The sequence below is a fragment of the uncultured Jatrophihabitans sp. genome (assembly GCF_964246335.1).
Classification (GTDB): domain Bacteria; phylum Actinomycetota; class Actinomycetes; order Mycobacteriales; family Jatrophihabitantaceae; genus Jatrophihabitans.
In genome coordinates, this window is record NZ_CAXTQF010000004.1 from 19,727 (window position 1) to 41,264 (window position 21,538).

At 71.3% G+C, this 21,538-nt stretch carries 22 protein-coding genes and 2 pseudogenes; 14 read left to right on the top strand and 10 right to left on the bottom strand.

Translation table 11 applies throughout. The features are described from left to right. The first annotated feature begins 170 nt into the window (after positions 1-170). The 5 genes from glnA to ACFFCN_RS02140 all read left to right on the top strand — a co-directional run bounded on the left by glnA (position 171) and on the right by ACFFCN_RS02140 (position 7,379). Positions 171-1,529, top strand: a complete 1,359-nt coding sequence (gene glnA, locus ACFFCN_RS02120) for a type I glutamate--ammonia ligase (protein WP_375489252.1) — start codon at positions 171-173, stop codon at positions 1,527-1,529. 89 nt (positions 1,530-1,618) lie between these two features. Beyond that, positions 1,619-2,182: an ArsR/SmtB family transcription factor gene (locus tag ACFFCN_RS02125; protein WP_375489254.1), complete on the top strand. Its 564-nt coding sequence runs from the start codon at positions 1,619-1,621 to the stop codon at positions 2,180-2,182. Next, positions 2,179-3,657 carry an MFS transporter gene (locus ACFFCN_RS02130; protein ID WP_375489256.1) on the top strand — a complete coding sequence of 493 codons (1,479 nt, stop codon included), beginning with the start codon at positions 2,179-2,181 and terminating at the stop codon, positions 3,655-3,657. The genes ACFFCN_RS02125 and ACFFCN_RS02130 overlap by 4 nt, the downstream gene beginning before the upstream one ends. After that, positions 3,542-4,336 (top strand): type 1 glutamine amidotransferase, encoded by a 795-nt coding sequence (locus ACFFCN_RS02135; RefSeq protein WP_375489258.1) that lies wholly within the window; start codon positions 3,542-3,544, stop codon positions 4,334-4,336. Before ACFFCN_RS02130 ends, ACFFCN_RS02135 begins: the two co-directional genes overlap by 116 nt. Beyond that, positions 4,329-7,379 carry a bifunctional [glutamine synthetase] adenylyltransferase/[glutamine synthetase]-adenylyl-L-tyrosine phosphorylase gene (locus tag ACFFCN_RS02140; protein ID WP_375489260.1) on the top strand — a complete coding sequence of 1,017 codons (3,051 nt, stop codon included), beginning with the start codon at positions 4,329-4,331 and terminating at the stop codon, positions 7,377-7,379. Before ACFFCN_RS02135 ends, ACFFCN_RS02140 begins: the two co-directional genes overlap by 8 nt. On the opposite strand, the gene ACFFCN_RS02145 is transcribed toward ACFFCN_RS02140, so the two are convergent. Next, positions 7,367-8,233 (bottom strand): phosphatase PAP2 family protein, encoded by an 867-nt coding sequence (locus ACFFCN_RS02145; RefSeq protein ID WP_375489262.1) that lies wholly within the window; start codon positions 8,231-8,233, stop codon positions 7,367-7,369. The genes ACFFCN_RS02140 and ACFFCN_RS02145 overlap by 13 nt on opposite strands. 60 nt (positions 8,234-8,293) lie before the next feature. Beyond that, positions 8,294-9,280 (bottom strand): glycerate kinase, encoded by a 987-nt coding sequence (locus ACFFCN_RS02150; RefSeq protein WP_375489264.1) that lies wholly within the window; start codon positions 9,278-9,280, stop codon positions 8,294-8,296. A 70-nt stretch (positions 9,281-9,350) separates the two neighbouring features. Here ACFFCN_RS02150 and ACFFCN_RS02155 point away from each other — a divergent pair, with 70 nt between their 5' ends. Beyond that, positions 9,351-10,445 (top strand): prenyltransferase, encoded by a 1,095-nt coding sequence (locus ACFFCN_RS02155; RefSeq protein WP_375489266.1) that lies wholly within the window; start codon positions 9,351-9,353, stop codon positions 10,443-10,445. After that, a complete protein-coding gene (gene malQ / locus ACFFCN_RS02160) occupies positions 10,445-12,514 on the top strand; it encodes a 4-alpha-glucanotransferase (RefSeq protein ID WP_375489268.1) in 2,070 nt (689 codons plus the stop codon). The genes ACFFCN_RS02155 and malQ overlap by 1 nt, the downstream gene beginning before the upstream one ends. A 16-nt stretch (positions 12,515-12,530) precedes the next feature. Here malQ and ACFFCN_RS02165 read toward each other — a convergent pair whose 3' ends face one another. The 3 genes from ACFFCN_RS02165 to ACFFCN_RS02175 form a co-directional block, all read right to left on the bottom strand. Continuing rightward, the gene (locus tag ACFFCN_RS02165; RefSeq protein ID WP_375489270.1) at positions 12,531-12,914 is read right to left on the bottom strand and encodes a DUF3618 domain-containing protein; all 384 of its coding nucleotides are present in this window, start codon (positions 12,912-12,914) and stop codon (positions 12,531-12,533) included. Next, on the bottom strand, positions 12,911-13,333 hold the full coding sequence (locus ACFFCN_RS02170; RefSeq protein ID WP_375489272.1) for a phage holin family protein: 423 nt from the start codon (positions 13,331-13,333) through the stop codon (positions 12,911-12,913). Before ACFFCN_RS02170 ends, ACFFCN_RS02165 begins: the two co-directional genes overlap by 4 nt. A 61-nt stretch (positions 13,334-13,394) precedes the next feature. Beyond that, complete coding sequence (locus ACFFCN_RS02175; protein ID WP_375489274.1) at positions 13,395-13,862, bottom strand: lipopolysaccharide assembly LapA domain-containing protein; 468 nt, start codon at positions 13,860-13,862, stop codon at positions 13,395-13,397. Between the two features lie 169 nt (positions 13,863-14,031). Here ACFFCN_RS02175 and ACFFCN_RS02180 point away from each other — a divergent pair, with 169 nt between their 5' ends. Further along, positions 14,032-15,291, top strand: a complete 1,260-nt coding sequence (locus ACFFCN_RS02180) for a permease (protein WP_375489276.1) — start codon at positions 14,032-14,034, stop codon at positions 15,289-15,291. Beyond that, positions 15,288-15,659, top strand: coding sequence for an ArsR/SmtB family transcription factor (locus ACFFCN_RS02185; protein WP_375489278.1), 372 nt, complete (start codon positions 15,288-15,290; stop codon positions 15,657-15,659). Before ACFFCN_RS02180 ends, ACFFCN_RS02185 begins: the two co-directional genes overlap by 4 nt. 12 nt (positions 15,660-15,671) lie before the next feature. On the opposite strand, the gene ACFFCN_RS02190 is transcribed toward ACFFCN_RS02185, so the two are convergent. Then, positions 15,672-16,277, bottom strand: coding sequence for a hypothetical protein (locus ACFFCN_RS02190; protein ID WP_375489280.1), 606 nt, complete (start codon positions 16,275-16,277; stop codon positions 15,672-15,674). Continuing rightward, complete coding sequence (locus ACFFCN_RS02195; protein ID WP_375489282.1) at positions 16,270-16,914, bottom strand: RNA polymerase sigma factor; 645 nt, start codon at positions 16,912-16,914, stop codon at positions 16,270-16,272. Before ACFFCN_RS02195 ends, ACFFCN_RS02190 begins: the two co-directional genes overlap by 8 nt. Before the next feature lie 301 nt (positions 16,915-17,215). On the opposite strand from ACFFCN_RS02195, the gene ACFFCN_RS02200 reads away from it, so the two are divergent. The 3 genes from ACFFCN_RS02200 to ACFFCN_RS02210 all read left to right on the top strand — a co-directional run bounded on the left by ACFFCN_RS02200 (position 17,216) and on the right by ACFFCN_RS02210 (position 18,811). Next, positions 17,216-17,482 (top strand): DUF6458 family protein, encoded by a 267-nt coding sequence (locus ACFFCN_RS02200; protein ID WP_375489284.1) that lies wholly within the window; start codon positions 17,216-17,218, stop codon positions 17,480-17,482. 65 nt (positions 17,483-17,547) lie between these two features. Then, entirely contained in the window at positions 17,548-17,703 is a 156-nt protein-coding gene (locus tag ACFFCN_RS02205; protein WP_375489286.1) for a hypothetical protein, read from the top strand. Positions 17,704-17,830: 127 nt separating this feature from the next. Beyond that, entirely contained in the window at positions 17,831-18,811 is a 981-nt protein-coding gene (locus tag ACFFCN_RS02210) for a GlxA family transcriptional regulator (protein WP_375489288.1), read from the top strand. On the opposite strand, the pseudogene ACFFCN_RS02215 reads toward ACFFCN_RS02210, so the two are convergent. Together ACFFCN_RS02215 and ACFFCN_RS02220 are read right to left on the bottom strand one after the other, a co-directional pair. After that, positions 18,765-19,415: pseudogene (locus tag ACFFCN_RS02215) on the bottom strand (peroxiredoxin); the annotation flags it as partial. The gene ACFFCN_RS02210 and the pseudogene ACFFCN_RS02215 sit on opposite strands and share 47 nt — an antisense overlap. Continuing rightward, on the bottom strand, positions 19,349-19,690 hold the full coding sequence (locus tag ACFFCN_RS02220; protein WP_375489290.1) for a TfoX/Sxy family protein: 342 nt from the start codon (positions 19,688-19,690) through the stop codon (positions 19,349-19,351). The pseudogene ACFFCN_RS02215 and the gene ACFFCN_RS02220, both read right to left, overlap by 67 nt. A gap of 134 nt (positions 19,691-19,824) precedes the next feature. On the opposite strand from ACFFCN_RS02220, the gene ACFFCN_RS02225 reads away from it, so the two are divergent. Further along, the gene (locus ACFFCN_RS02225) at positions 19,825-20,430 is read left to right on the top strand and encodes a sulfite oxidase-like oxidoreductase (protein ID WP_375489292.1); all 606 of its coding nucleotides are present in this window, start codon (positions 19,825-19,827) and stop codon (positions 20,428-20,430) included. Then, positions 20,423-21,124, top strand: coding sequence for an FAD-binding oxidoreductase (locus ACFFCN_RS02230; protein WP_375489294.1), 702 nt, complete (start codon positions 20,423-20,425; stop codon positions 21,122-21,124). Before ACFFCN_RS02225 ends, ACFFCN_RS02230 begins: the two co-directional genes overlap by 8 nt. Before the next feature lie 107 nt (positions 21,125-21,231). Here ACFFCN_RS02230 and ACFFCN_RS02235 read toward each other — a convergent pair. Next, positions 21,232-21,507: pseudogene (locus tag ACFFCN_RS02235) on the bottom strand (VOC family protein); the annotation flags it as partial. Between the last annotated feature and the right edge of the window lie 31 nt (positions 21,508-21,538).

A 21,538-nucleotide genomic window follows, 5' to 3' on the forward strand; every position in this document is an offset into this window, starting at 1 on the left:
ACGCCAGGCCCGGCACCCACGCCAGGCCCGGCACCCACGCCAGGCCCGGCACCCACGCCAGGCCCGGCACCCAGGCCAGGCCCAGCGCGCGGGTGCGATCTGCGTGCGGGCCGAGGCGCCGGTCACCTGCGTAACCTGCGGGTAACGCATATCGGCGAGAGTTGGGACCTATGGACCGGCAACAGGAGTTCGTGCTGCGCACGCTCGAGGAGCGCAACATCCGCTTCGTGCGGCTGTGGTTCACCGACGTCCTCGGCACGCTGAAGTCGGTCGCGGTCGCGCCCGCCGAGCTCGACGGCGCCTTCGAGGAGGGCATCGGTTTCGACGGTTCGGCGATCGAGGGATTCAGTCGGGCGAGCGAGAGCGACATGCTTGCCCGCCCGGACCCCGCCACCTTCCAGGTGCTTCCGGAGAGTGACGGTCGTCCGGCCGACTCGGCGCGGATGTTCTGCGACATCCAGATGCCCGACGGTTCGCCGTCGTGGGCCGACCCGCGCTACGTCCTGCGGCGCGGCCTGTCCAAGGCCGCCGAACGGGGATTCACCTTCTACACGCACCCTGAGATCGAGTTCTTCCTGTTGAAGAACCGGCCCGTCGACGGTTCCGAGCCGCTGCCCATCGACACCGGCGGCTATTTCGACATGACCAGCCACGACGTCGCGCACGACTTCCGGCGTGCCGCCGTCGACGCGCTGGAAGGTCTCGGCATCTCGGTGGAATTCAGTCATCACGAGGTCGCGCCCGGCCAGCAGGAGATCGACCTGCGTTACGCCGACGCGTTGTCGATGGCCGACAACCTGATGACGTTCCGGCACGTCATCAAGGAGGTCGCCATCGCGAGCGGCGTGCACGCGACGTTCATGCCGAAGCCGTTGATGCACCAGCCGGGTAGCGGCATGCACACGCACCTGTCGCTGTTCGAGGGCGACCAGAACGCGTTCCACGACCCGTCCGATCCGCTCAACCTGTCGAAGACGGCTCGCGCATTCATCGCCGGCCTGCTGGTCCATGCGCGGGAGATCACCGCCGTCACCAACCAGTGGGTGAACTCGTACAAGCGGTTGTGGGGCTTCGGCGCGCCCGGCGCGGTGGTCGAGGCGCCCACGGTGATCTGCTGGGGGCACGCGAACCGCTCGGCGCTGGTGCGGGTGCCGCGGTACAAGCCCGGCAAGGCGAATTCCACACGCGTAGAGCTGCGTTCGCCGGATTCCGCGTGCAACCCGTACCTCGCGTTCGCGGTGCTGCTCGCCGCCGGCATGCGCGGCATCGAGCAGGGTTACGAGCTGCCGCCCGGCGCCGAGGACGACGTGTGGTCGATGTCGGAGAACGAGCGGCGCGCACTCGGTTACGGCGAGCTGCCGCACAACCTCGACGAGGCTCTGCGTGTCATGGAGGACTCCGAGCTGCTGGCCGAGGCGCTGGGGGAGCACGTCTTCGACTTCTTCCTGCGCAACAAGCGCGAGGAATGGATCGACTACCGGTCCGAGGTCAGCCCCTACGAGCTGCGCCGCTATCTCCCGATGCTCTGACGCGACGTCGTCGGTGACCGACGAGGGCACCAGCCGCAGATACACAAGAACTGTTGCACAAGAGAGTTTGTACAACTAGCCTTGTAGGCATGGTTGACGAACCCCGCAAGATCCGCGATGCCGAAGCACTGGCCGCACTGGCCAACCCGTTCCGCGCGCGCATCATCGACGCGCTGCAGGTCGACGGGCCGTCCACGGCGTCCACGCTCGCGGCGCGCTCCGGCCAGGCGGTCGGCAGCGCGAGCCACCACCTGAAGGTGCTGGCGGCAGCCGGGCTCGTCGAGGAAGCTCCGGAGCTGGCGCGCGACCGTCGCGAACGATGGTGGCGACTGGTCACGCGCACCTGGCAATGGAGCCGCACCGATCTCGAGGACACCGCAGCGCGCACGGCGTCGGAGGCCGCCGAGGCGCTGCAGCTGCGCCGGCACTACGAACGGGCGCAGGACTGGCTCGACAACCAGGACGCGGCCGGTCCGTGGGCGGACGCGGCGTTCGTCTCGACGACGTGGCTGCGGCTCACGCCCGAAGAGTTGCTCGAGCTCGGCGTCGAGATGCGCGAGCTGTTCGCCCGCTGGCGAGAGCGCGTAACGACGGACGAGGAGCGCAGCGAGCCGGTCTACATGTTCGCCCGCGGCTTCCCGGCGCAGCCGTGACCGCGCCGCTGCGTGGCGACCGCGCGTTCCGGCTGCTCTGGTTCGGTGAGGGCGTCAGCGTTGTGGGTAGCGCGACGTCGACGATTCTGCTGCCGTTGCTCGCCGTCGTCCGGTTGCACGCGGGGCCGGGTGCGATGGGTCTGCTCGCAGCGGCCGCGTGGTTGCCCTGGCTGGTCGTCGGTGTGCCGGTCGGCGTGCTCGTCGACCGACTGTCGGCGCGTGGCGTGATGATGACGGCTGACCTCGTCAGCGCGGCCGCGCTCCTGAGCATTCCGGCTGCGGCGGCGGCCGACGTGCTGTCGATGGCGCAGCTGCTGTGCGTCGCGCTCGTCACCGGGACGTGCACGGTGTTCTTCCGCGCTGCGTACCCGGCGCTGCTGCGGCGCATCGCGTCCAGCAACCACTTGACGTCGGCCAACGCGCGCATGTTGGGCACCGAGGCTGCCGCCGACGTCGTCGGTCCGAGCCTGGGCGGGTGGCTGGCGGCTGTGCTCGGCGCCGCGACCGGTGTGCTGGCCGATGTGGCGAGCTTCGTCGTGTCCGCGGTGTGCCTGTGGCGGTTGCCGCGGCATGCACCGCGCGTCGCGCGCAGCGCCGAACCTTCCCGGCCGGCTGTCGGCTCCGTCGTCGCGCGAGCACGGGAGGGAGTGCGCTTCGTCTACGCCGATCGCCTCCTGCGGCTGTTCGCCGTCAGCGGCGGCATCTCCAACTTCGGCCTGACCGGCGTGAATGCGCTGCTGGTCCTCTTCCTCGCGCGGACGGTCGGACTGCACGCCGCGACCATCGGCGTGCTGCTCGCGCTCGGCAGTCTGGGCGGCGTCGCCGGCTCGACGGTCGCCGGCCGGTTGTGCGCCGCGCTCGGCTCGGCCCGGGCGATGCGGCTGCTGGCGGTGGTCGGCGCACCGGCGCCGCTGCTGCTGCCGTTCGTCGGACCAGGAGCGACAATCGTGATCGTTCCGCTCGCCCTGGCGATGCTGGGGTGCGGTCTCGTCGGCGGCAACGTCGTGCGCGGCGCTTTCCGGATGCAGTACGTGCCCGCGGACATGCTCGGCCGTGCCACCACCGCCACCCAGCTCGTCAACTTCGGCGCGATGCCGCTCGCCGGCGTGTGCGCCGGCGCGCTCGGTGACGCCATCGGCCTGCGGCTCACGCTGCTCGTCATGGCCGCCGTACACGCTGCCGCGAGTCTCGCGGTTCCGTGCAGTCATGTGCGGCACTGGCGTGAGCTGCCCGCGGCGCCGACGCGTACGGACGCGCAGCCCGTTCGCCTAAGGTCGAAGGATGTCGTCGGACGCCGCACCGCACGTACTGGTCGTGCACAACTCGGCCAGCGATCCGGTGGGCCAGGTCGGCGAATGGTTGCGCGCCGCCGGCGTCGAGCTGTCGATCGTCGACGGGCCGGACCTGCCGGACACGCTGGACGGCTACGCCGGCGTGGTCGTGCTCGGTGGCCCGATGGGCGCGAACGACGATGACGTCGCACCCTGGTTGCCGCACGAGCGGGCGTTGCTGCGCGCCGCCGTAGCCGACGAGGTACCGACGCTGGGCATCTGCCTCGGTGCACAGGTCCTCGCCGCCGCGAACGGCGGCCGCGTGACGACGAATCCGGAAGGACCCGAGATCGGCGCGCAGCTGGTGGCCAAGCGCGCTGCCGCTGCCACCGACCCGTTGTTCGCGACGCTGCCCATCACGCCGGACGTCGTGCAGTGGCACTACGACACGATCACCGTGTTGCCGCCCGGCGCGATCCACCTGGCGAGCTCACCAGTCTGCGACAACCAGGCGTTCCGGCTCGGCCGGCTCGCCTGGGGCATCCAGTTCCACATCGAGACGACGCCCGACGTCGTCCGGGCGTGGGCGGCGAAAGACGCGATGCGCCTCGACGGTTTCGATCTCGGCTCGATGCTGAGCCGGGCAGTCGGCATTCATGACGACCTCGCCGAGGTATGGCAGCCGTTCATCGCGGCGTTCGCCGACATCGTGCGCGACCCGGGTTCGGTGCCGGCCGCCCGCGGGCCGGCGGTCGCGACTGCCGGCCCGGTGACCGACCCGGCCGCGATCCGCGCGGCGCTCGCCGCGGAGGCGAACGCCAGTCGCGCGCCGCACGGGGCCACCGAGCTACCCATGCCGGGGCGTCGGCCCACGGATGACTGACGAACTGACCACCTCGCCGCCCACCCAGCGGGTGGCCGCTCGGCTGAGCCGCTTCGGCTTCGCCGACGCCGCCCAGGCCGCGCAGCTGCTGTGCGCGCCGCCGCTGTCCTGGTGGGACGCCGCGGCCAACGCGCCGACCGACGACGCCGCCGCGATCAACGTCGCGGCCCTCGGACGGACGGCGGACCCGGACGCAGCACTGGCCGCACTGGCCGACATCGCCGGGCGGCCGGACGGTGCATCACTGCCCGCCGCGTTGGCGCACGATCCGCAGCTGCGCGCGCGCCTGCTGCCGCTGCTGGGCGTGTCGAGCGAACTGGCGAATCACCTGCGCGACCACGCGCGCGACTATGCGGTGCTGATCGGCGACGCCGATCCCGCCGGGGTCCCCGCGCGGCTGGCCGCGGCCGTCGGCGCCGACGCGCAGCGGCCGGTAACCGGCGTCGGTGCCGGGGCGCCTGCCTCGTTGACCGGCCTGGACGCGACCCACGCGCTGCGTGCCGCCTACCGTCGCGAGCTCGTCGCCATCGCGGGTCGCGATCTGTCCGGCGAGCTCGAGCTGCAGTCGGTGACCGGGCTGTTGACCGACCTCGCGGTGGCGTCGCTGCAGACCGCGCTGGCCGTCGCGGCGGCCGAGCTGCGTGCCTCCGGTAGCGCCACGCCGTGCCGGCTCGCGATCATCGCCATGGGCAAGGCGGGCTCGCGCGAACTCAACTACGTCTCCGACGTCGACGTCGTGTTCGTCGCCGAACCCGCGGACGTGGACCAGGACACCGACGCGGCGCTTGGCACGGCGGCGCGGCTGGCCGGCGAGACCATGCGGCTGTGCCGATCGGTGGCGTGGGAGGTCGACGCCGACCTGCGTCCCGAGGGCAAGGCCGGCGCGCTGGTCCGCACCCTCGCCAGTCACGAGGCGTACTACGCGCGGTGGGCCAGCTCCTGGGAGTTCCAGGCGCTGCTCAAGGCACGCCCGGTGGCCGGTGACGCGCAGCTCGGCGCGGCGTATCAGCAGGCGGTAAGCCCGCTCGTATGGACCGCCGCCGAGCGGCCGGGCTTCGTCGCCGAGGTACAGGCGATGCGCAAGCGGGTCGTCGAGCACATACCCGCCGCCGTCGGCGACCGGGACATCAAGCTGGGCAGCGGGGGCCTGCGCGACGTCGAGTTCGCGGTGCAGTTGCTGCAGCTCGTGCACGGGCGCGGGGACGACGCGCTGCGCGTGGCCGGCACGCTGCCGGCCCTGCAGGCGCTGCGCGACGGCGGCTACGTCGCGCGCGACGACGCCGACTCCCTGCACGACGCCTACCTGTTCCTGCGCGCCGTCGAGCACCGGCTGCAGCTGCGTCGGCTGCGGCGCACCCGCGTACTGCCCGACGTCGCCGACCAGCAGCTGTGGTTGGCGCGGGCGATGGGTTACAAGCCGGACCGCCGTGGCGACGCACGGGCGGTGTTCGACGCGGAGTGGCGGCTGCACTCGCGCGAGGTGCGGCGCCTGCACGAGAAGCTGTTCTACCGGCCGCTGCTGGACGCGGTCGCGCGGGTGCCGTCCGCGGTCCTGCGCCTGACCACCGGCGAGGCCGGCCGGCGGCTCGCCGCGTTGGGCTTCGCCGACCCGGACGCCGCTCTGCGGCACATCGAGTCGCTCACCGGCGGCGTCACCCGGCGCGCGGCGCTGCAACGCACCGTGCTGCCCGTCCTGCTCGCCGACTTCGCCGAGGCGCCGTTCCCCGATCAGGGATTGCTCGCCTACCGGCGATTGTCGGAGGAGTTGGGCACGACACCCTGGTACCTGCGCCTGCTGCGCGACGGCGACGCGGTGGCGTCGCGGCTCGCGTACTCGCTCGGCGTCAGCGCCTACATCCCGCGCCTGCTCTCCCGCGCACCGGAAGCACTGCGGGTGTTGAGCTCACCGGATCAGCTGCGGCCGCGGGACACCGGCGAGGTCGTCGCCGCGATGCGCGGCTCGGCGGCGCGGCACGAGGACGCGCTCGCCGCCATCGCCGCCGCGCGCTCGGTACGTCGCCAGGAGCTGCTGCGCACCGCGTTCGCCGACGTGCTCGAGGTGTCCGACGTCGACGAGGTGTGCGTGACGTTGAGCGCCATCGCCGAGGGCACGCTCGACGTCGCGCTGTCGTTGGCGCAGCGCGAGGTGGCCGCGCAGCACGGATTGACCGCGCCCGCAGTCCGTTTCGCGATCATCGCGATGGGCCGGCTCGGCGGCGTCGAGGCGGGATACGCGTCGGACGCCGACGTGCTGTTCGTGTACGAGCCGACCGACACGGACGACGAGCTGGCCGGGCGCATCGCGCAGCAGGTCGCCGGCCGCGTCCGCTCGCTGCTCGCGTTGCCGTCGTCGGCCGACCCACCGCTGACCGTGGACGCCGACCTGCGCCCGGAGGGCCGCAACGGCGCACTGGCGCGCTCGCTCGCCGCGTACGAGCGCTACTACGCGCGGTGGTCGTCGGCCTGGGAGGCCCAGGCACTGCTGCGGGCCCGGCCGCTCATCGGGGACGCCGGACTGGGCGACCGGTTCGTCGAGATGATCGACGCGGTGCGCTACCCGGTCGGCGGCGTGGCACCGGACGACCTGCGCGAGATCCGCCGGCTCAAAGGCCGCGTGGACAGCGAACGACTGCCGCGCGGCGCTGACCCGACGACGCACACCAAGTTGGGCCGCGGCGGGTTGACCGACATCGAATGGACGGTGCAGCTGTTGCAGCTCGTGCACGGACACGAGGTGCCGGCCCTGCGCACGACCGGCACACTGGCCGCGCTGGTCGCGGCGCGGGACGCGGACCTGCTGACCACCGCGCAGGCCGAAACCCTTACGACGGCCTGGCGATTCGCCACCAGGGCGCGCAACGCGATCATGCTCGTGCGCGACAAGCCCGCGGACCAACTACCTGCCCAGGGTGCGGAACTGGCGGCTGTGGCCGAGGTGCTCGGCTACCGGCGCGGCGCAGACCCCGGCGAGCTCGTCGACGACTACCGCCGCGCTGCGCGCCGCGCGCGCAAAGTGGTGGAGTCGGTGTTCTACGGCGACTGAGTGTCGGCGTCGACGAGCGGCACCCGCGGCTGCGGCAACCCGAGGTCGGGCGCGTCGAACGGTGGCGAGAACGCGCCGTGCCCGGACAGCGCGTACTGCACCCCGAAGCCGAGCGCGACGATGAGCGCGCCTCCGACGGCGTCCAGGACGAAGTGATTCGCCGTGCCGACGATCACCGCGAAGGTGCACAGCGGGTAGCACAGGCCGACCACCCGCACCCACATGTGCCGCGCATTGACAAAGATCGCGATGCCGCACCACAACGCCCAGGCGATGTGCAGGCTGGGCATCGCCGCGAACTGATTCGAGTGCTTGGCGATGTCCGGGTCGGCCAGCGAACCCCACGTGTGGAACTTCAGCACGGTGTCGATGTAGTGGTACTGCGTGAGCAGCCGCGGCGGCGCGGTGGGGTACAGGTAGAAGCCCAGCAGCCCGAGCAGGGTGGTGGCGACGAGCGTCGTGCGCGCGCCGCGGTAAAGATGCGAACGCCGCACGAACAGCCATGCCATGACGACCGGCGTGACGATGAAGTGCAGCGTCGCGTAGTAGTAGTCCATCGTCTGCGCGAGCCATTCGTGGCCGGCGACGAAGTGGTTGATCGACAGTTCCCAGTTCAGGTGCAGGATGTGCTGCAGGTGCTCGATGCTGCGTCCGTGCCGCAGCGCGATCGACGCCTGGTCCGGGATGGCGTTGCGGCCCAGGGTGTAGATCCAGTACCCGAGCGCGATGATCGCGATCTCCTGCCACCACACCGGGCGGCGCCAGCGCAACATCCGGCGCGGGAGCAGGCCGGTGAAGCGCCACCGCTCGGCCCGCTGTTCCGGCGCCTGCCGGACCTCGGACGGCGCAACCATTCCGTCATCATTCCACTACCTATGCACAGTTTTGCTGCCCGGCTCGGGCTGTTGTCAGGCTCACCCGCTCCGCAGCGCCTCGGAGACCGTTTCCGTTACGCAGCCAAGCACGTCGGTGCGCGCCGCCCGGGCGCCGAAGCGCTCACTGAGGTCGACGACACGTGCGCCCGGCAGCTGAGCGCCGTCGCCGACACTGCCGGCCAGCACGAGCAATGGCGCGGTGTCGCGGCACAGCCGGGCGAGCGAGCCGGCCACCTTGCCCTGCAGGCTGGTCGCGTCCAGGCGTCCTTCGCCGGTGACGACGAGATCCGCCCCGGCGACCCGGGGTGCCAGGTCCACCTGATGCGCCACCACCTCGAATCCCGGCCGCAGCCGGGCGCCGAGCGCCGCCAGGCCGCCCGCCAGCCCGCCGGCGGCGCCCGCGCCGGGCAGTGTGCGCACGTCGACGCCCCACTGCGCCATGTAGTTGTCGGCCAGCTCCTCGAGACGCCGCGTCAGTGTCTCGACGTCGCCGGCCAAGGCGCCCTTCTGCGGACCGAACACCCGTGCCGCGTCGACGAAGGTGGTGCGCACGTCGCACGCGACGGTCAGCTGCGCGTCGCCGAGTCGCGCCCGGTGGGCGAGCAGGACGTCCACCGCACCGCGGCCGCCGTCGGTGCTCGCCGAGCCCCCGACCCCGACGACGATGTCGCGGCATCCGGCGTCCAGGGCCGCGACGATCAGCTCGCCGGTGCCCACGGTGTCCGCGGCGAGCACGTCGTTGTCGTCGCCCACCAGGTGCATCCCGGACGCCTGGGCCATCTCGAGCACCGCGCGCGGGCCGTCCTGCCGCCACGCCGCGGCCACGGGCGCATCCAGTGGACCGGACACCCGGGTGCTGCGGTTCGGGCCGCCGAAGCACTCGAGCAGCCCCTCGCCGCCGTCGGACACGGGAACGGCTTCGCCTTGCCACCCCGCGTCGCGTGCTGCGTCGAGTACGGCTGCCGCCACCTGCTCGGCGCTCGCCGTGCCGCGGAACTTGTCCGGCGCGGCGAGCAGCTTCGGCACGGCCGCTGACGCTACCGATCATCGACCGCGCGCGCACCGGTCCGCGTGCCGCGCGGCATACGCTCGGGTGGTGACCGCCTCCCCGCCACCGACGGCCCAGCCGCACCAGCGACCGGACCGCCGCGCCGGTGAGGCCGTGGTCGTCACGGTGCCCGAACATCCGACGCTGCGGCAACGGGCGAACGGCTGGCTCTACGCCGCGGTCACGACCAACCCGCCACGTGGCAGGGTCGACGCGGTCACGCGGTGGATCGTGCTGACCCGCGCCGCGGTGCTGCCGATGACGCTGGTGGCCGGGTTGCTGGCCGGGCTGCTCGCTGTGCGCGAGCCGGGATTCGTCACCGGTTGGTTCCTGCTGGCGCTGCTCGGCATCGTGCTCGCGCACGTGGCCAACAACGTGATGAACGACCTGTTCGACACCGAGGTCGGCCAGGACACCGACGCCTACCCGCGTGCGCAGTACGCGCCGCACCCGATCCTGTCGGGCATCACGACGCGGGGCCGGCTCACCGCCATCGCGGTCGGCGTCAACCTGGTCGACCTCGTCATCCTGATCGTGCTGACCGCCGCGCGCGGGCCATGGGTGCTCGCGTTCGGCGTCGGCGGTTTCGCGCTGAGCGCCGCCTACACCGCGCCGCCGTTGCGGTTGAAGAAGCGTGGTCTCGGCGAGCTGGACGTGCTGCTCACGTGGGGCCCGCTGATGGTCGGCGGTACGTACTACGCGGCCACCGGCCACCTGCCCTGGCAGGTCTGGGTCGCGAGCCTGCCCTACGCGCTGCTGTGCACCGCGGTGCTGATGGGCAAGCACACCGACAAGATCCCGTTCGACGAGCCGCTGGCCATCCGCACCGTGCCGGTGCTGCTCGGCCGCGAACGCGCACTGCTCGTCACCCGGGGCCTGATCATCGGCTACTACGTGCTGCTGGTCGTCGCGGTCGGCGTGCAGGCGCTGCCCTGGCCGGCGCTGCTCGGTCTCGCCGCACTGCCGGTCGTGCGGACCGTCTGGCGCCCGCTGTCCGCGCCCCCACCGGCGAGCAAGCCACGCGGCTTCCCGGTGTGGCCGCTCTGGTACGCCGCCTGGGCGTTCCTGCACACCCGCAACGCGGGTGCTGTGCTCGTCGTCGGCGTGGCGCTCGCCGCGATCTTCGACGTCACGGCGTTCTGATGGCCGACGACACCGACGCCCTGCACGAACTCGCAGCGGCGCACGGCATCGACGTCGAGTTCTGGGACTGGCAGGGCACGCAACGGCACGTCGTGCCGAGCACGTTGATCGCGGTGCTCGCCGCGTTCGGTGTCGACGCCACGACGCCCGAGGCACAACGCGACGCATTGACCGCGCACCGCCGCGCGGCCACGGCGCAGGTGCTCCCGCCGTGCCTGGTGATGCGGCGTGGCTCCGCGTCGCAGGTCGCGGTCGGGGCAGCCGTCGGGTCCGCACACGTGCAGCTCGAGGACGGCGCGACCCGGACCGTCGAAGTGCGTGACGGCGCTGCGCGCATCGACGCCGATCTGCCGACCGGCTATCACGAGCTGGTCGCGGTGTCCGGCGGGACGCAGCACCGCGCACACCTGATCGTCGCGCCCGACCGGCTTGCGCTGCCCAGCGGATTCGACTCACCCGGTTGGGGGTTGGCCGCCCAGCTGTACAGCGTGCTGTCCCGCCACTCGTGGGGTGTCGGTGATCTCGGCGACCTCACGCGGCTCGCGTCGTGGTGCGCGCGCGAGCACGGCGCCGACTTCGTGCTCGTCAATCCGCTGCACGCGGGCGAAGTGGTCGCGCCGCTGGACCCGTCGCCGTATTCACCCACCACCCGGCGTTTCGCCAACCCGCTCTACCTCGACGTGCCGGCAGTGGCCGAGCACCTGGCCGTCGACGACGAGCTGCGCAAGCAGGTCGATCGGGTCGGCGATCAGGCCCGGCTCGCGCAGCTGCCGGACGGCCTGCTGGATCGCGATGCCGCATGGGCGGCCAAGCGCGATGCACTGGGGCAGCTCTGGGAACAGGCGTGGCCCGCGTCCGACGCGCACGACGACTTTGCCGCGTACTGCGCCGCCGAGGGCGACGAGCTCGAGCGGTTCGCCACGTGGTGCGCGCTCACCGAGCTGCACGGCGGGGACTGGCGGGCGTGGCCGCAGGACTTGCACGACCCGCACGGCGAACCGGTGCGTGCAGCCGCGCAGCACAACCGCGGCCGCGTCGACTTCTTCCGCTGGCTGCAGTGGCTGCTCGAGCGTCAGCTCGGCGCGGCGCACGATGCGGCGCGCTCGGCGGGGGCGCGGATCGGGATCATCCACGATGTCGCGGTCGGCGTGAGCACGGACGGCGCCGACTCGTGGTCGTGGCAGGACGTGCTGGCAGCCGACGTCTCGGTGGGCGCGCCGCCCGACGCGTACTCCCAGCGTGGGCAGGACTGGCACCAGCCGCCGTGGCGCCCGGACCGGCTCGCCGAGCTGGGGTACGCGCCGCTGCGTGAACTGTTCCGGGCAGCGCTACGGCACTGCGGCGGCCTGCGCGTCGATCACATCATCGGCATGTTTCGACTGTGGTGGATCCCCGCCGGAACGTCGGCCGATGCCGGGACGTACGTGCACTACGACCACGACGCGTTGATCGGTGTGTTGATGCTCGAGGCGCAGCGTGCCGACGCGCTCGTCATCGGCGAGGACCTGGGCAACGTCGAGCCGTGGGTGCAGCAGTACCTGCGCGAGCGCGGGGTGTTCGGCACATCGATCCTGTGGTTCGAGTCCGACCGGGCCACCGGCGCACCGCTGGCGCCGCAGCGCTGGCGCGAGCAGTGTCTGGCCTCGGTCACGACGCATGATCTGCCGCCGACCGTCGGGTACCTGGCGGGTGACCACGTCCGGCTGCGGCAGCGCCTCGGCCTGCTCACGCGCTCCGTCGACGAGGAACTGGCGGCCGACCGCAAGGACAAGCAGACCTGGCTCGACGAACTGAGTCGATGCGGGTTGTTGCCCGCCGGCACGGCCATGGACGATCCGTCCGTGGTGCCGGCCCTGCACGCGTTTCTGACCCGCACACCGGCGCTGCTGCGCGGCGTCGCGCTGACCGACGTGGTGGGGGAGCGGCGCACCCAGAATCAGCCCGGCACGCGAGACGAGTACCCGAACTGGCGCATCCCGCTCGCAGACGCCGACGGGCGCGTCGTCCTGCTCGACGACCTGATCGACGACCCGGACGTCGCGAGCCGCCTGGACGCGGCCCGCGGCTAGGTACAGCTGGGCGCGGTCAGTCGTCGTTCGACCTGCGGCGACGCAGGATCAGCAACACGAGCAGGCCTGCACCCACCCCGGCGATGATCTTGCCGCGGTGCGGCGCTGTCTTGACGTTGACCTGGTGCGCGACCGGGCCGGCCTTGGCGCCGACGGTGTCCATGGCGTGCTGCACGGGCTCGGGCGCGGCAGCCTTCGCCTGCCCGGCCTTCTCGCTCACCTTCGCCTTGGCGGCGTCGGCGCGATCGGACGCCTGCCCCTTGACGTCGAGCTTGGCGGTCAACGCGTCGACGGTCTCGGCCAGCTCGGCGCGGGTGGCTTCGATGTCGGCGCGGATGGCGTCCGGGTCGTTCGGGGCGGGTTCTGCCCGGCCGGCTGCGGTGTCGTCGGCTTCGCTCATGCGGATGCTCCGGGTTTGATGGTCTCGATGTCGGTCTTCACACTGGCCACGGCTTCCTGCGGAACCGGCGGCACGGCCTGCTGCACCTCGTTCTTGCCGATGAGCGCGGCGATACCGGCGATGACGAACAGCACTACGGCGACGATCAGCGCGGCGAGCCATCCGTCGACCGCTTCGGACAGTCCGAGGATCGCAGCGGCCACGAGCGCGCCCACGCCGTAGATCGAGAACAGGCCGGCACCGCCGAACAGGCCCACGCCGATGCCTGCTCGCTTGCCCTTCTGGGTCAACTCGGCCTGCGCGAGGCGGATCTCGTCGCGGACCAACTGGCTGGTCTGCGCCGGGACCCGGCTCAGCAACTCGCCGATCGACGCCTCTGATGCCGGACGCGGCGCCGGCGACGGTGTCGATGTGGTCATCGATGCTCCTTGTTCTTGGTGATGCTGATTGCCGACTCGGTACCCCGGCGTCCGGTGCGGATCACGGACGGCCCGCGGTGCGTTCCGCCTTCGGCGTGTTGTGCTTGAGTGACTTGCGCAGCTGCAGGATGCGGATGGTTCCGGGGATCGCGGCGATCAGCAGCCCGACGATCGCGGCGATCAGGATCACCAGGCCGGTCGGCATGTGCCCGTTGAGGCCGAGAAAGTGGATCGAGGCCTTCTGCAGGTTCTGCGCGATGAAGATGATCAGCAGGATCAACACGATCGCGGCGGCGATCAGGGTGATCCACAGCGTGCTGATCCGGCCCCGCCGGACCCGGCCGCGGTCGTCGAAGCCGGCCGGCGCCGGGCGGTCGTCGGCTGGCGCGGCGGTCGCGGACTGGTCGGCCGCCGATGCGGTGCCGTAGGACCGGTCGTCGGTGCCTGCGACCGGCTCGTCCGCCGCGGCGGCCGGGTACGCCGGATCCGGTTGCTCGCCGGGCGTCCGGGGCTTCTCGAAGTCGGTCATGACCAGTCCTTTGCCTCGCTGTCTCTGCGGGCTAACTACCCAAATCCGGACGAATGACCAAACCCAAACACCCGTACGTTCGTACGGACTTGCGGGCCGGCGACAGACGGCGTACACCGGAATTGGTCATCCGCACGGGTGTCCGGCACGGTTCGAAGGCGGCACCGACATGCACATCCTCGACGGTCTCTGGCACGGCCTCGACGAGGCGTTCTTCATGGTCTGGGAGACGCTGTGGGCGCTGGTGCTCGGCTTCGTCCTCTCCGGCGCGGTGCAGGCGTTCGTGTCACGCACCGAGATGCGTTCGGCACTGGGCGACCACGGCGCCGCCGCACTGGCGCGGTCGTCGTTCTTCGGTGTCGTCAGCTCGTCGTGCTCCTACGCCTCCGCGGCGCTGGCCAAGACGCTGTTCGCGCGCGGCGCAGACTTCACCGCTGCGCTCGTGTTCATGGTGGCGAGCACCAACCTCGTCGTGGAGCTCGGCATCGTGTTGTGGCTGCTCATCGGCTGGCAGTTCGCGCTCGCGGAGTTCGTCGGCGGAGCCATCATGATCGCGCTGCTCGGCCTGGTGATGCCGCGCGTCATCCCGCGTTCCTGGTCCGACGCCATTCGCGAACGACTCGCCGACACCGAGGACCACGCGAGTGACGCGACGGAGGCCGCCGAGCGGAGCGAGCCGCTCGGCCGCCGGTTGCGCAGCCGGCGCGGCTGGGGCGATGCCGCGGGCTACACCATCAGCGACCTCACCATGCTGCGCACCGAACTGGCGATCGGCTTCGTCGTCGCAGGCTTCCTGGCCGCCCTCGTACCGACATCGTTCTGGCAGTCGCTGTTTCTGACCGGGCACGGCTTCTGGTCGAGCCTGGAGAACGTCGTGCTGGGACCGTTCCTCGCGATCATCAGCTTCGTCTGCTCGGTGGGCAACGTGCCGTTGGCCGCTGCGCTGTGGCAGGGCGGCAGCAGCTTCGGGGGTGTGGTGTCGTTCGTCTTCGCCGACCTCATCACGCTGCCGCTGCTGTCGATCTATCGCAAGTACTACGGCACCGCCGTGACGATGCGCATCCTCATCGCGTTCTGGGCGACCATGAGCGTCGCCGGGCTGGCGGTGGAGTACCTGTTCCGCGCCGTCGACATCCACGCGCCGACGCGACCGCGGATGGTCGTCCACGACGGCTTCCAGCTGAACTACACGATGGTGCTCAACGTGCTCGCACTGATCGGCTTCGCGGTCGTCTACCGGCTGTACCGGCACCGCGACATGTCCGGCAGTCGGTTCGCGAAGGATCCCGAGTGCGGGATGCAGGTCGAGATCGCGCACGCGCCGGCGTCCCGGTCCGGCGAAGCCGGCACTGTCTACTTCTGCTCCGACCACTGCGCCGCAAGCTACGACGCGCACGCCGCAGCGACGACGACGAGGGGATCGCGATGAAGGTGACCGATCACGACCACCCCATCGACGCCGAACGCGTCGCGCACGCGCGCGCCCGACTGCCGAGCGCCGATGACGCCGCCAGGTTGACCAGCCTGCTGTCGCTGATGGCCGATCCGGTGCGGTTACGCCTCATCTATGCGTTGGACGTGGCCGAGGAGCTGTGCGTCGGCGACCTCGCGCTCGCTCTGGACGTCAGCGAGGACTCGGTCTCCTACGCGTTGCGCCTGCTGCGCACTGCCGGGCTCACCGTGACCCGCCGCGCCGGCCGGGTGGTCTACAACCGGCTGGCCGACGACTTCCCCGCGCCGCTGCGTGACCACTGCCTGCGCCAGTTGGTCGACCTGACGCGGGCCGCCGACGACTGAGCCCGCCGGGCGTCAGCCGCCGATGCTGGGCGTGCGCGAGCCGGCCGGCTTGCTCAGCGTCGCGCGCGGGGCCGTCGGCCGGAGCGAGGTGCCGGGCCGCCCCGGCGGGGGCGACACCCGCACACTGACGCTCGCCGACACGCTCGGCAGCTTGGGCGACGGCGCGGCTGTGCTCCGCGAGCGGCTGTGCGACGCGGAGGACGACCTGCTGGGCCCGCGGCTTGCCGGGGTGCTGGCGGATCGGCTCGAACTCGGACCGGCGCTGCCCGGACGGGTCGTTTCGCTCGTCGGCGCCTGATGCGGGTGGTCCTGGGTCGGGCGTTGACCCGGCAAATGCCCCGTGGCGCCGGCGACTGCCGCGCCTGCGCCGGCGGCGAGCACGATCCCGACGACGACGACCTTGGTGGCCAGGGTGGCTGCGGCGACGCGGGCGCGCACGCGTCCGCGACGAGCCGGCGCGGGCTGCTCCTGCTGTGTCGCGCGCAACGCGCGCAGCGGCGCCTCGACGCCGTGCAGTTCGTGCGGGCGGCCCGGAGCGGTTGCGGCGTCGTGCAGCATCGCGATCAGCTCGTCGTCGTTGTCGTGCGCGGCACCGCCGACGTCGGGTCGTCTAGGCATGGTCGTCCGCCTGTGTCGGACGCAGCTGGACAGCCAACTGGGCGAGGCCGCGATGCGTCGCCGTCCGCACCGCGCCGGGGCGCCGGCCGAGGATCTTGCCGGCGGCTGCCGGGTCGAGCCCGAACACCACGCGCAACAGCACGGCCTCGGCCTGCGCCGGTGGCAGCGTCGCGATCAACGCGACGGCCTGGCCGGTCGAGATCGTCTCGGCGGCCGCCGCGGCCGTGTCGTCCGGGCTCGGACGGTCGATGACCACCGAGAGATCCTCCGCATGCACGGGGCGACGCCCGGTGGCCCGTACGAGGTCCATCGACCGGTTACGCACGATGCGCGCCGTCCAGGCGCGCAGTTCGGTCAGTCCGCCGCGAAAGCGCGGCAGGTCGCGCGCTATCTGCAACCAGGATTCGCTGACGACGTCCTCCGCGTCCTGGCCGACCAGCATTGCCGCGTAGCGCAGCAGGCGCGGATTGATGTCGCGGTAGAGCCGCGCGAACGCGTCGTCGTCGCCGGCGAGCGCTTGCGGGATGCACGCGTCCGTGGCGCCCGTGCCCGTCGGAGCCACTGGATGCGCGGCGCCGCGGACCGGGTCACCGGCTCCGGACGGACCGCCCGAGACGCCCGGTTGGCTGCTGAGCACCACGACTGCATACCCCGTCGGCGCCGCTCTTTGATCAGAGATGGTTGACCAGGTGCAGCTTCGATCCCGACGTGGTTGTCCGGCTTAAAGCGCCCGGGCGGACTATCTCGTTACACCGGCCGTCCGGACCGCCCGTGAGGCGTTATGACGCCCCGCGGCCGGGTATCGCCTGGCTCATGGACATCGTCATCGGAGCGGGCGTCCTCTGTACGGGCGCCGCTGGGGCTTGTGAACTCGTCCGGGCCTACCTGCGTCGGGCGCTCGCCAGGCCGGTCACTCGGTCGGACCTCGGAACCACGGCATGAGGATCGGTGGCAGTCTCTTCCTGATCGCGGTCGGTGCCGTGCTGAAGTTCGCCGTCACCGACAAGGTCAACGGCATCAACCTGCAGACGATCGGCGTCGTGCTGATGATCGTCGGTGCCATCGGGCTGGTCCTCACGCTGATCCTGTTGAGCATGCGGCGGCGCACCGATGTCGTGCACCACGCCGACCGCGCCACCTATGTCGAGCCCGGGCCGGGCACAACGTCCTACGTCGAGCGTGGACCGCGCGACCCTCGTCTGTAGCGCCTCACCGGCGGCATCCGCCACAGCGTCCGCGTGCCGGCGCGGACAAGGAGAAAGGGCATCGCATGATCCTGCTCGGAGTCATCCTGCTGATCATCGGTTTCGTCGCGAAGATCGCCATCCTGTGGACGATCGGCATCGTGCTGGTCGTCATCGGCGCGATCCTGGCGATCCTCGGCATGGCCGGCCGGGAGGTCGCAGGCCGGCGGCACTGGTACTAGACCGCCACCGGTCACGGGCTCCTGGACCCGCACGCGCTGCTCGTTGATGCTCGGAAACCTCTGATTCGGCGTCCGACACGAGCGGATGGGTGCAGGCGAACGCGTCGCTTTGAGTATCTTTTCCGCCGTGCGGGTTGTGTGTTTCGTCGTCGACGGCTTGGCCGATTCGGCGCATGCCCTGGTGCGTGACGTCTTCGCGGGCGCCAACCTGCTGGCCGACCGCGTCGACATGGCCGAACCGCCGTTCGATGTGCGCACCTGCGCCTTCACGGATCACGTGCGGACCGCGTACGGCGCGGATCTGCCCGCCGAACCCTGGTCGGCGGTTGCGCAGGATCCGCCGGACGTCGTGATCACGCCGTCGCTCGGCCTGGTCACCGCGGGCGAGGTGGTCGACGCAGTGCGCGACAACCCGGTCTTGCCGACGTTGCGCGATCTACGCGCGCAGGGCGTCTCGCTGGCCGCCGCCTGCAGCGGCACGTTCTTCCTGGGCGAGGCGGGCGTGCTCGACGGACTCGACGCGACCACGGGGTGGTGGCTGGGTCCGCCGTTCCGTGCGCGTTATCCGCGGGTCCGGCTCGACGAGGCGCAGGCCTTGGTGTCCGCCAAGGGGGTGACGACGGCGGGCGCGGCGCTGGCGCACCTGGACATGGCGTTGTCGATCGTGCGGCGGGTCAGCCCCGCGCTGGCCGAGCTCGTCGCGAGCTACCTGGCGGTCGGCGATCGGCCCAAGCAGTCGGCGGTGGCGATCCGGTCGAGTCTGGTGGCGGGCGACCCGTTGCTCACGGCCTTCGACCGCTACGTCCGCGACAACATGCGCAAGTCGATCGCGGTGAACGACGTCGCTGCGGCGCTGGGGGTCAGTCAGCGCACCCTGCAGCGCGCGACGTCCGCGGCGCTCGGGGTGCCGCCGATCCGATTCGTGCAACAGGTGCGCCTCGACCACGCGGTGCACATGTTGCGCACCTCGGAGAAGGGTCTCGGCGAGATCGCGGAGTCGGTCGGCTACCGGGACGCGGCGACATTGCGCTCGCTGATCCGGCGGCAGCGCGGGGTGACGGTCACCGAGTTGCGTCGTCAGCGCCGTTCGGCCCTCGCAGCCACGTGAGCACCTGCTCGGCATGCGTGTCGGGCGGGAAGATCGGGTAGAACGCGTGCTCGATGCGTCCGTCCGCGACGATCAGGGTGATCCGCTTGTACAGCCGCATCCCGGCGACGTCGAACGTCGGCAGCTCCAATGCGTCGGCCAGCTGGTGCCCGGTGTCGGACAGCAGCAGGTACGGCAGCGCGAGGCGCGCGACGAGCTCACGCTGATAGTCGGTGTCCTGGCTGGACACACCGAACACAGCCGCCGCGCCGGCCGCGCGCAAATGCGCGAAGTGATCGCGGAATCCGCAGGACTCCGGAGTGCAGCCGCGGGCGCCGGGAATCTCGTCCCACCCGTCCGGCAGCGGCTCACCGGGCACTCCGCTGCGTGGATAGATGTAGAGCACGGACCGTCCCCGGGGCAGCTGCGCGAGGTTCTCGACGTCGCCGTCGGTGCGGGGAAGCGCGATGCTCGGCAGCGCGAGGCCGGGCAGGTGGTCGGCGGCGCCGTCGTCGACGGGCCGCGGCAGATCGGCGGGCAGCGTGTCGTAGTTCTGGCTCATCGCCGTGCCTTCGCGGGCAGGCCGCGCGCGTAGCCGACGCCGACGTCGACCCACTCGCGCAATACGTCATCGGTGCCCAGCGCGGCCGGCGCGACATCCAGCCAGCCCCGCATCGGCCGGCCGCGCATGGCGACGTGCCCGACGTGCGGTCGGGCGACAAGCTCGTCGGCCCGGCTCGGGTCCACCCGCACCATCAGTGCGCCGTGGCTGCTCGCGGCCACCGCCATCTTGGCGTCGACCAGGAAGGCCAGGCCGCCGAACATCCGCTTCTCCGTCACGCCGGGTTGCCCGCCCAGGACCGCGCGGATGCGTTCGGCGAGTTCCTCGTCATAGGCCATGCGTCGAGTATGGCCCGCTAGGTGTCGACCGGACGGTGGGTCATTCGGCCACCGCTACCGACAGCGCGATTCGTCGGCTCCGCCCAGGTTGGGGGAAGATAACGCTGGTCTGCCGCTGGCGAAGGGAGACGGCGATGGCGACACGAGGTTTCACCGGCCGAGCGCACCGCACTCGCGATCCGCGGCTGCCGCCGGGCCAGTACGACGTCGGAGCGGACTGGCCGGTGTTGACCGCCGAGTCGACGCCTCGGCCGGACCCCGACCGCTGGCAGGTGACCGTCGACGGGTTGGTCGACAACCCGCACACCTGGACCTGGCAGGACCTGCACGCGTTACCGCCGTCGACGTACGAAGGCGACATCCACTGCGTCACCACATGGTCCAAGCTCGGGACCAGCTTTGCCGGCGTGTCCGTGGACACCCTGCTCGACGTGGCCCGGCCGCAGGCGCAGGCCGGATACGTCCTGGTCACCTCGACCACGGGCTACACCACCAACCTGCCGCTCGCGCACATCACGAACGGTCAGGCCTGGCTTGCGTGGATGCACGAGGGCAAGCCGCTGCCGCGCGAGCACGGGGGACCGGTGCGGTTGCTGGTGCCGCACCTGTACTTCTGGAAGAGCGCGAAGTGGGTCACGCGGCTGACGCTGCTCGACCACGACCAGCCCGGGTTCTGGGAACGCAACGGGTACCACGACCTCGGCGACCCGTGGCTCGAACAGCGCTACCAGGGTGACTAGACCGGTCCCGACGGGCGCGTGGCGGACGGGAACCGTCCGCGAGATCGATCACCCCAACGCGCATGCGGTCGTGCTGCGGCTGGAGGTGCCCGACCGCATCGACCACGTCCCGGGTCAGCACTACGCGATCCGGCTCACCGCCGAGGACGGTTACGTCGCCCAACGCTCGTACTCGATCGCGTCCGCACCCGCGGACAAGCTGCTCGAGTTCTACATCGAACGCCTCGACGACGGCGAGGTGTCCACCTTTCTCGCCGACGTCGTCGAGATCGGCGACGAGCTTGCGCTGCGCGGACCCATCGGTGGCTGGTTCGTCTGGCAGGCGGACACGCCCGCACTGGGCGTTGCCGGTGGGTCCGGCGCCGTGCCGCTCGTCGCGATGCTGCGCCACGCGCGCAACATCGAGCGCACCGAGTTGCTCTCGCTCGCCGTGTCGGCGCGCAGCCTGGACCGACTGCCGTACCCGGATGAGCTCGTCGACGCCGGTGCCGTCATTGCCCTGACCCGGCAGGACTACCGAACGCGTCGCGCAGCTCGGCTGTCCGCGGCGGACCTGACCACTTCGGTACCGGCGGACGGCCCGTGTTTCGTGTGCGGCTCGTCCGGCTTCGCCGAGGCGGCCACCGACCTGCTCCGGGCCGTTGGGGTGGACGACACGCGCATCCGGGTCGAACGCTTCGGTCCCACCGGCTGAGCTCGCAGATCGACGGCGGATCTCCGTCGCCGCGCCCTTGCGAGCAACAAGTCGCGGCTACGCCGCTTTCAGTTGCTCGACGAACATCACGATGATGCCGCTGGGGCCGCGACGCGGTGCATGCCGATCTCGTTGGGCCGGGTGGGCGTCGTTTCGATCGCGTCCGGGTGCAGGTACTCGAACAGCTCGAGGCGACCGTTGCCGTCCGGTGTCTGCAGCATTGCGATCTTGGTGTGGTTGTCGTCGAGGCCGACGGCGGTGTCCGCCCACTCGCCTTGCACCGTGTCGCGGCCGAGAACGGTCAATCCCAGGTCCGTGAAGAAGGCGATCGTCGCTTCGAGATCGCGCACCGCGATGCCGACGTTCGCCAATTCGATGCTCATGCCCGAAGGCTAGCGAGATCGCTCTAGGCTC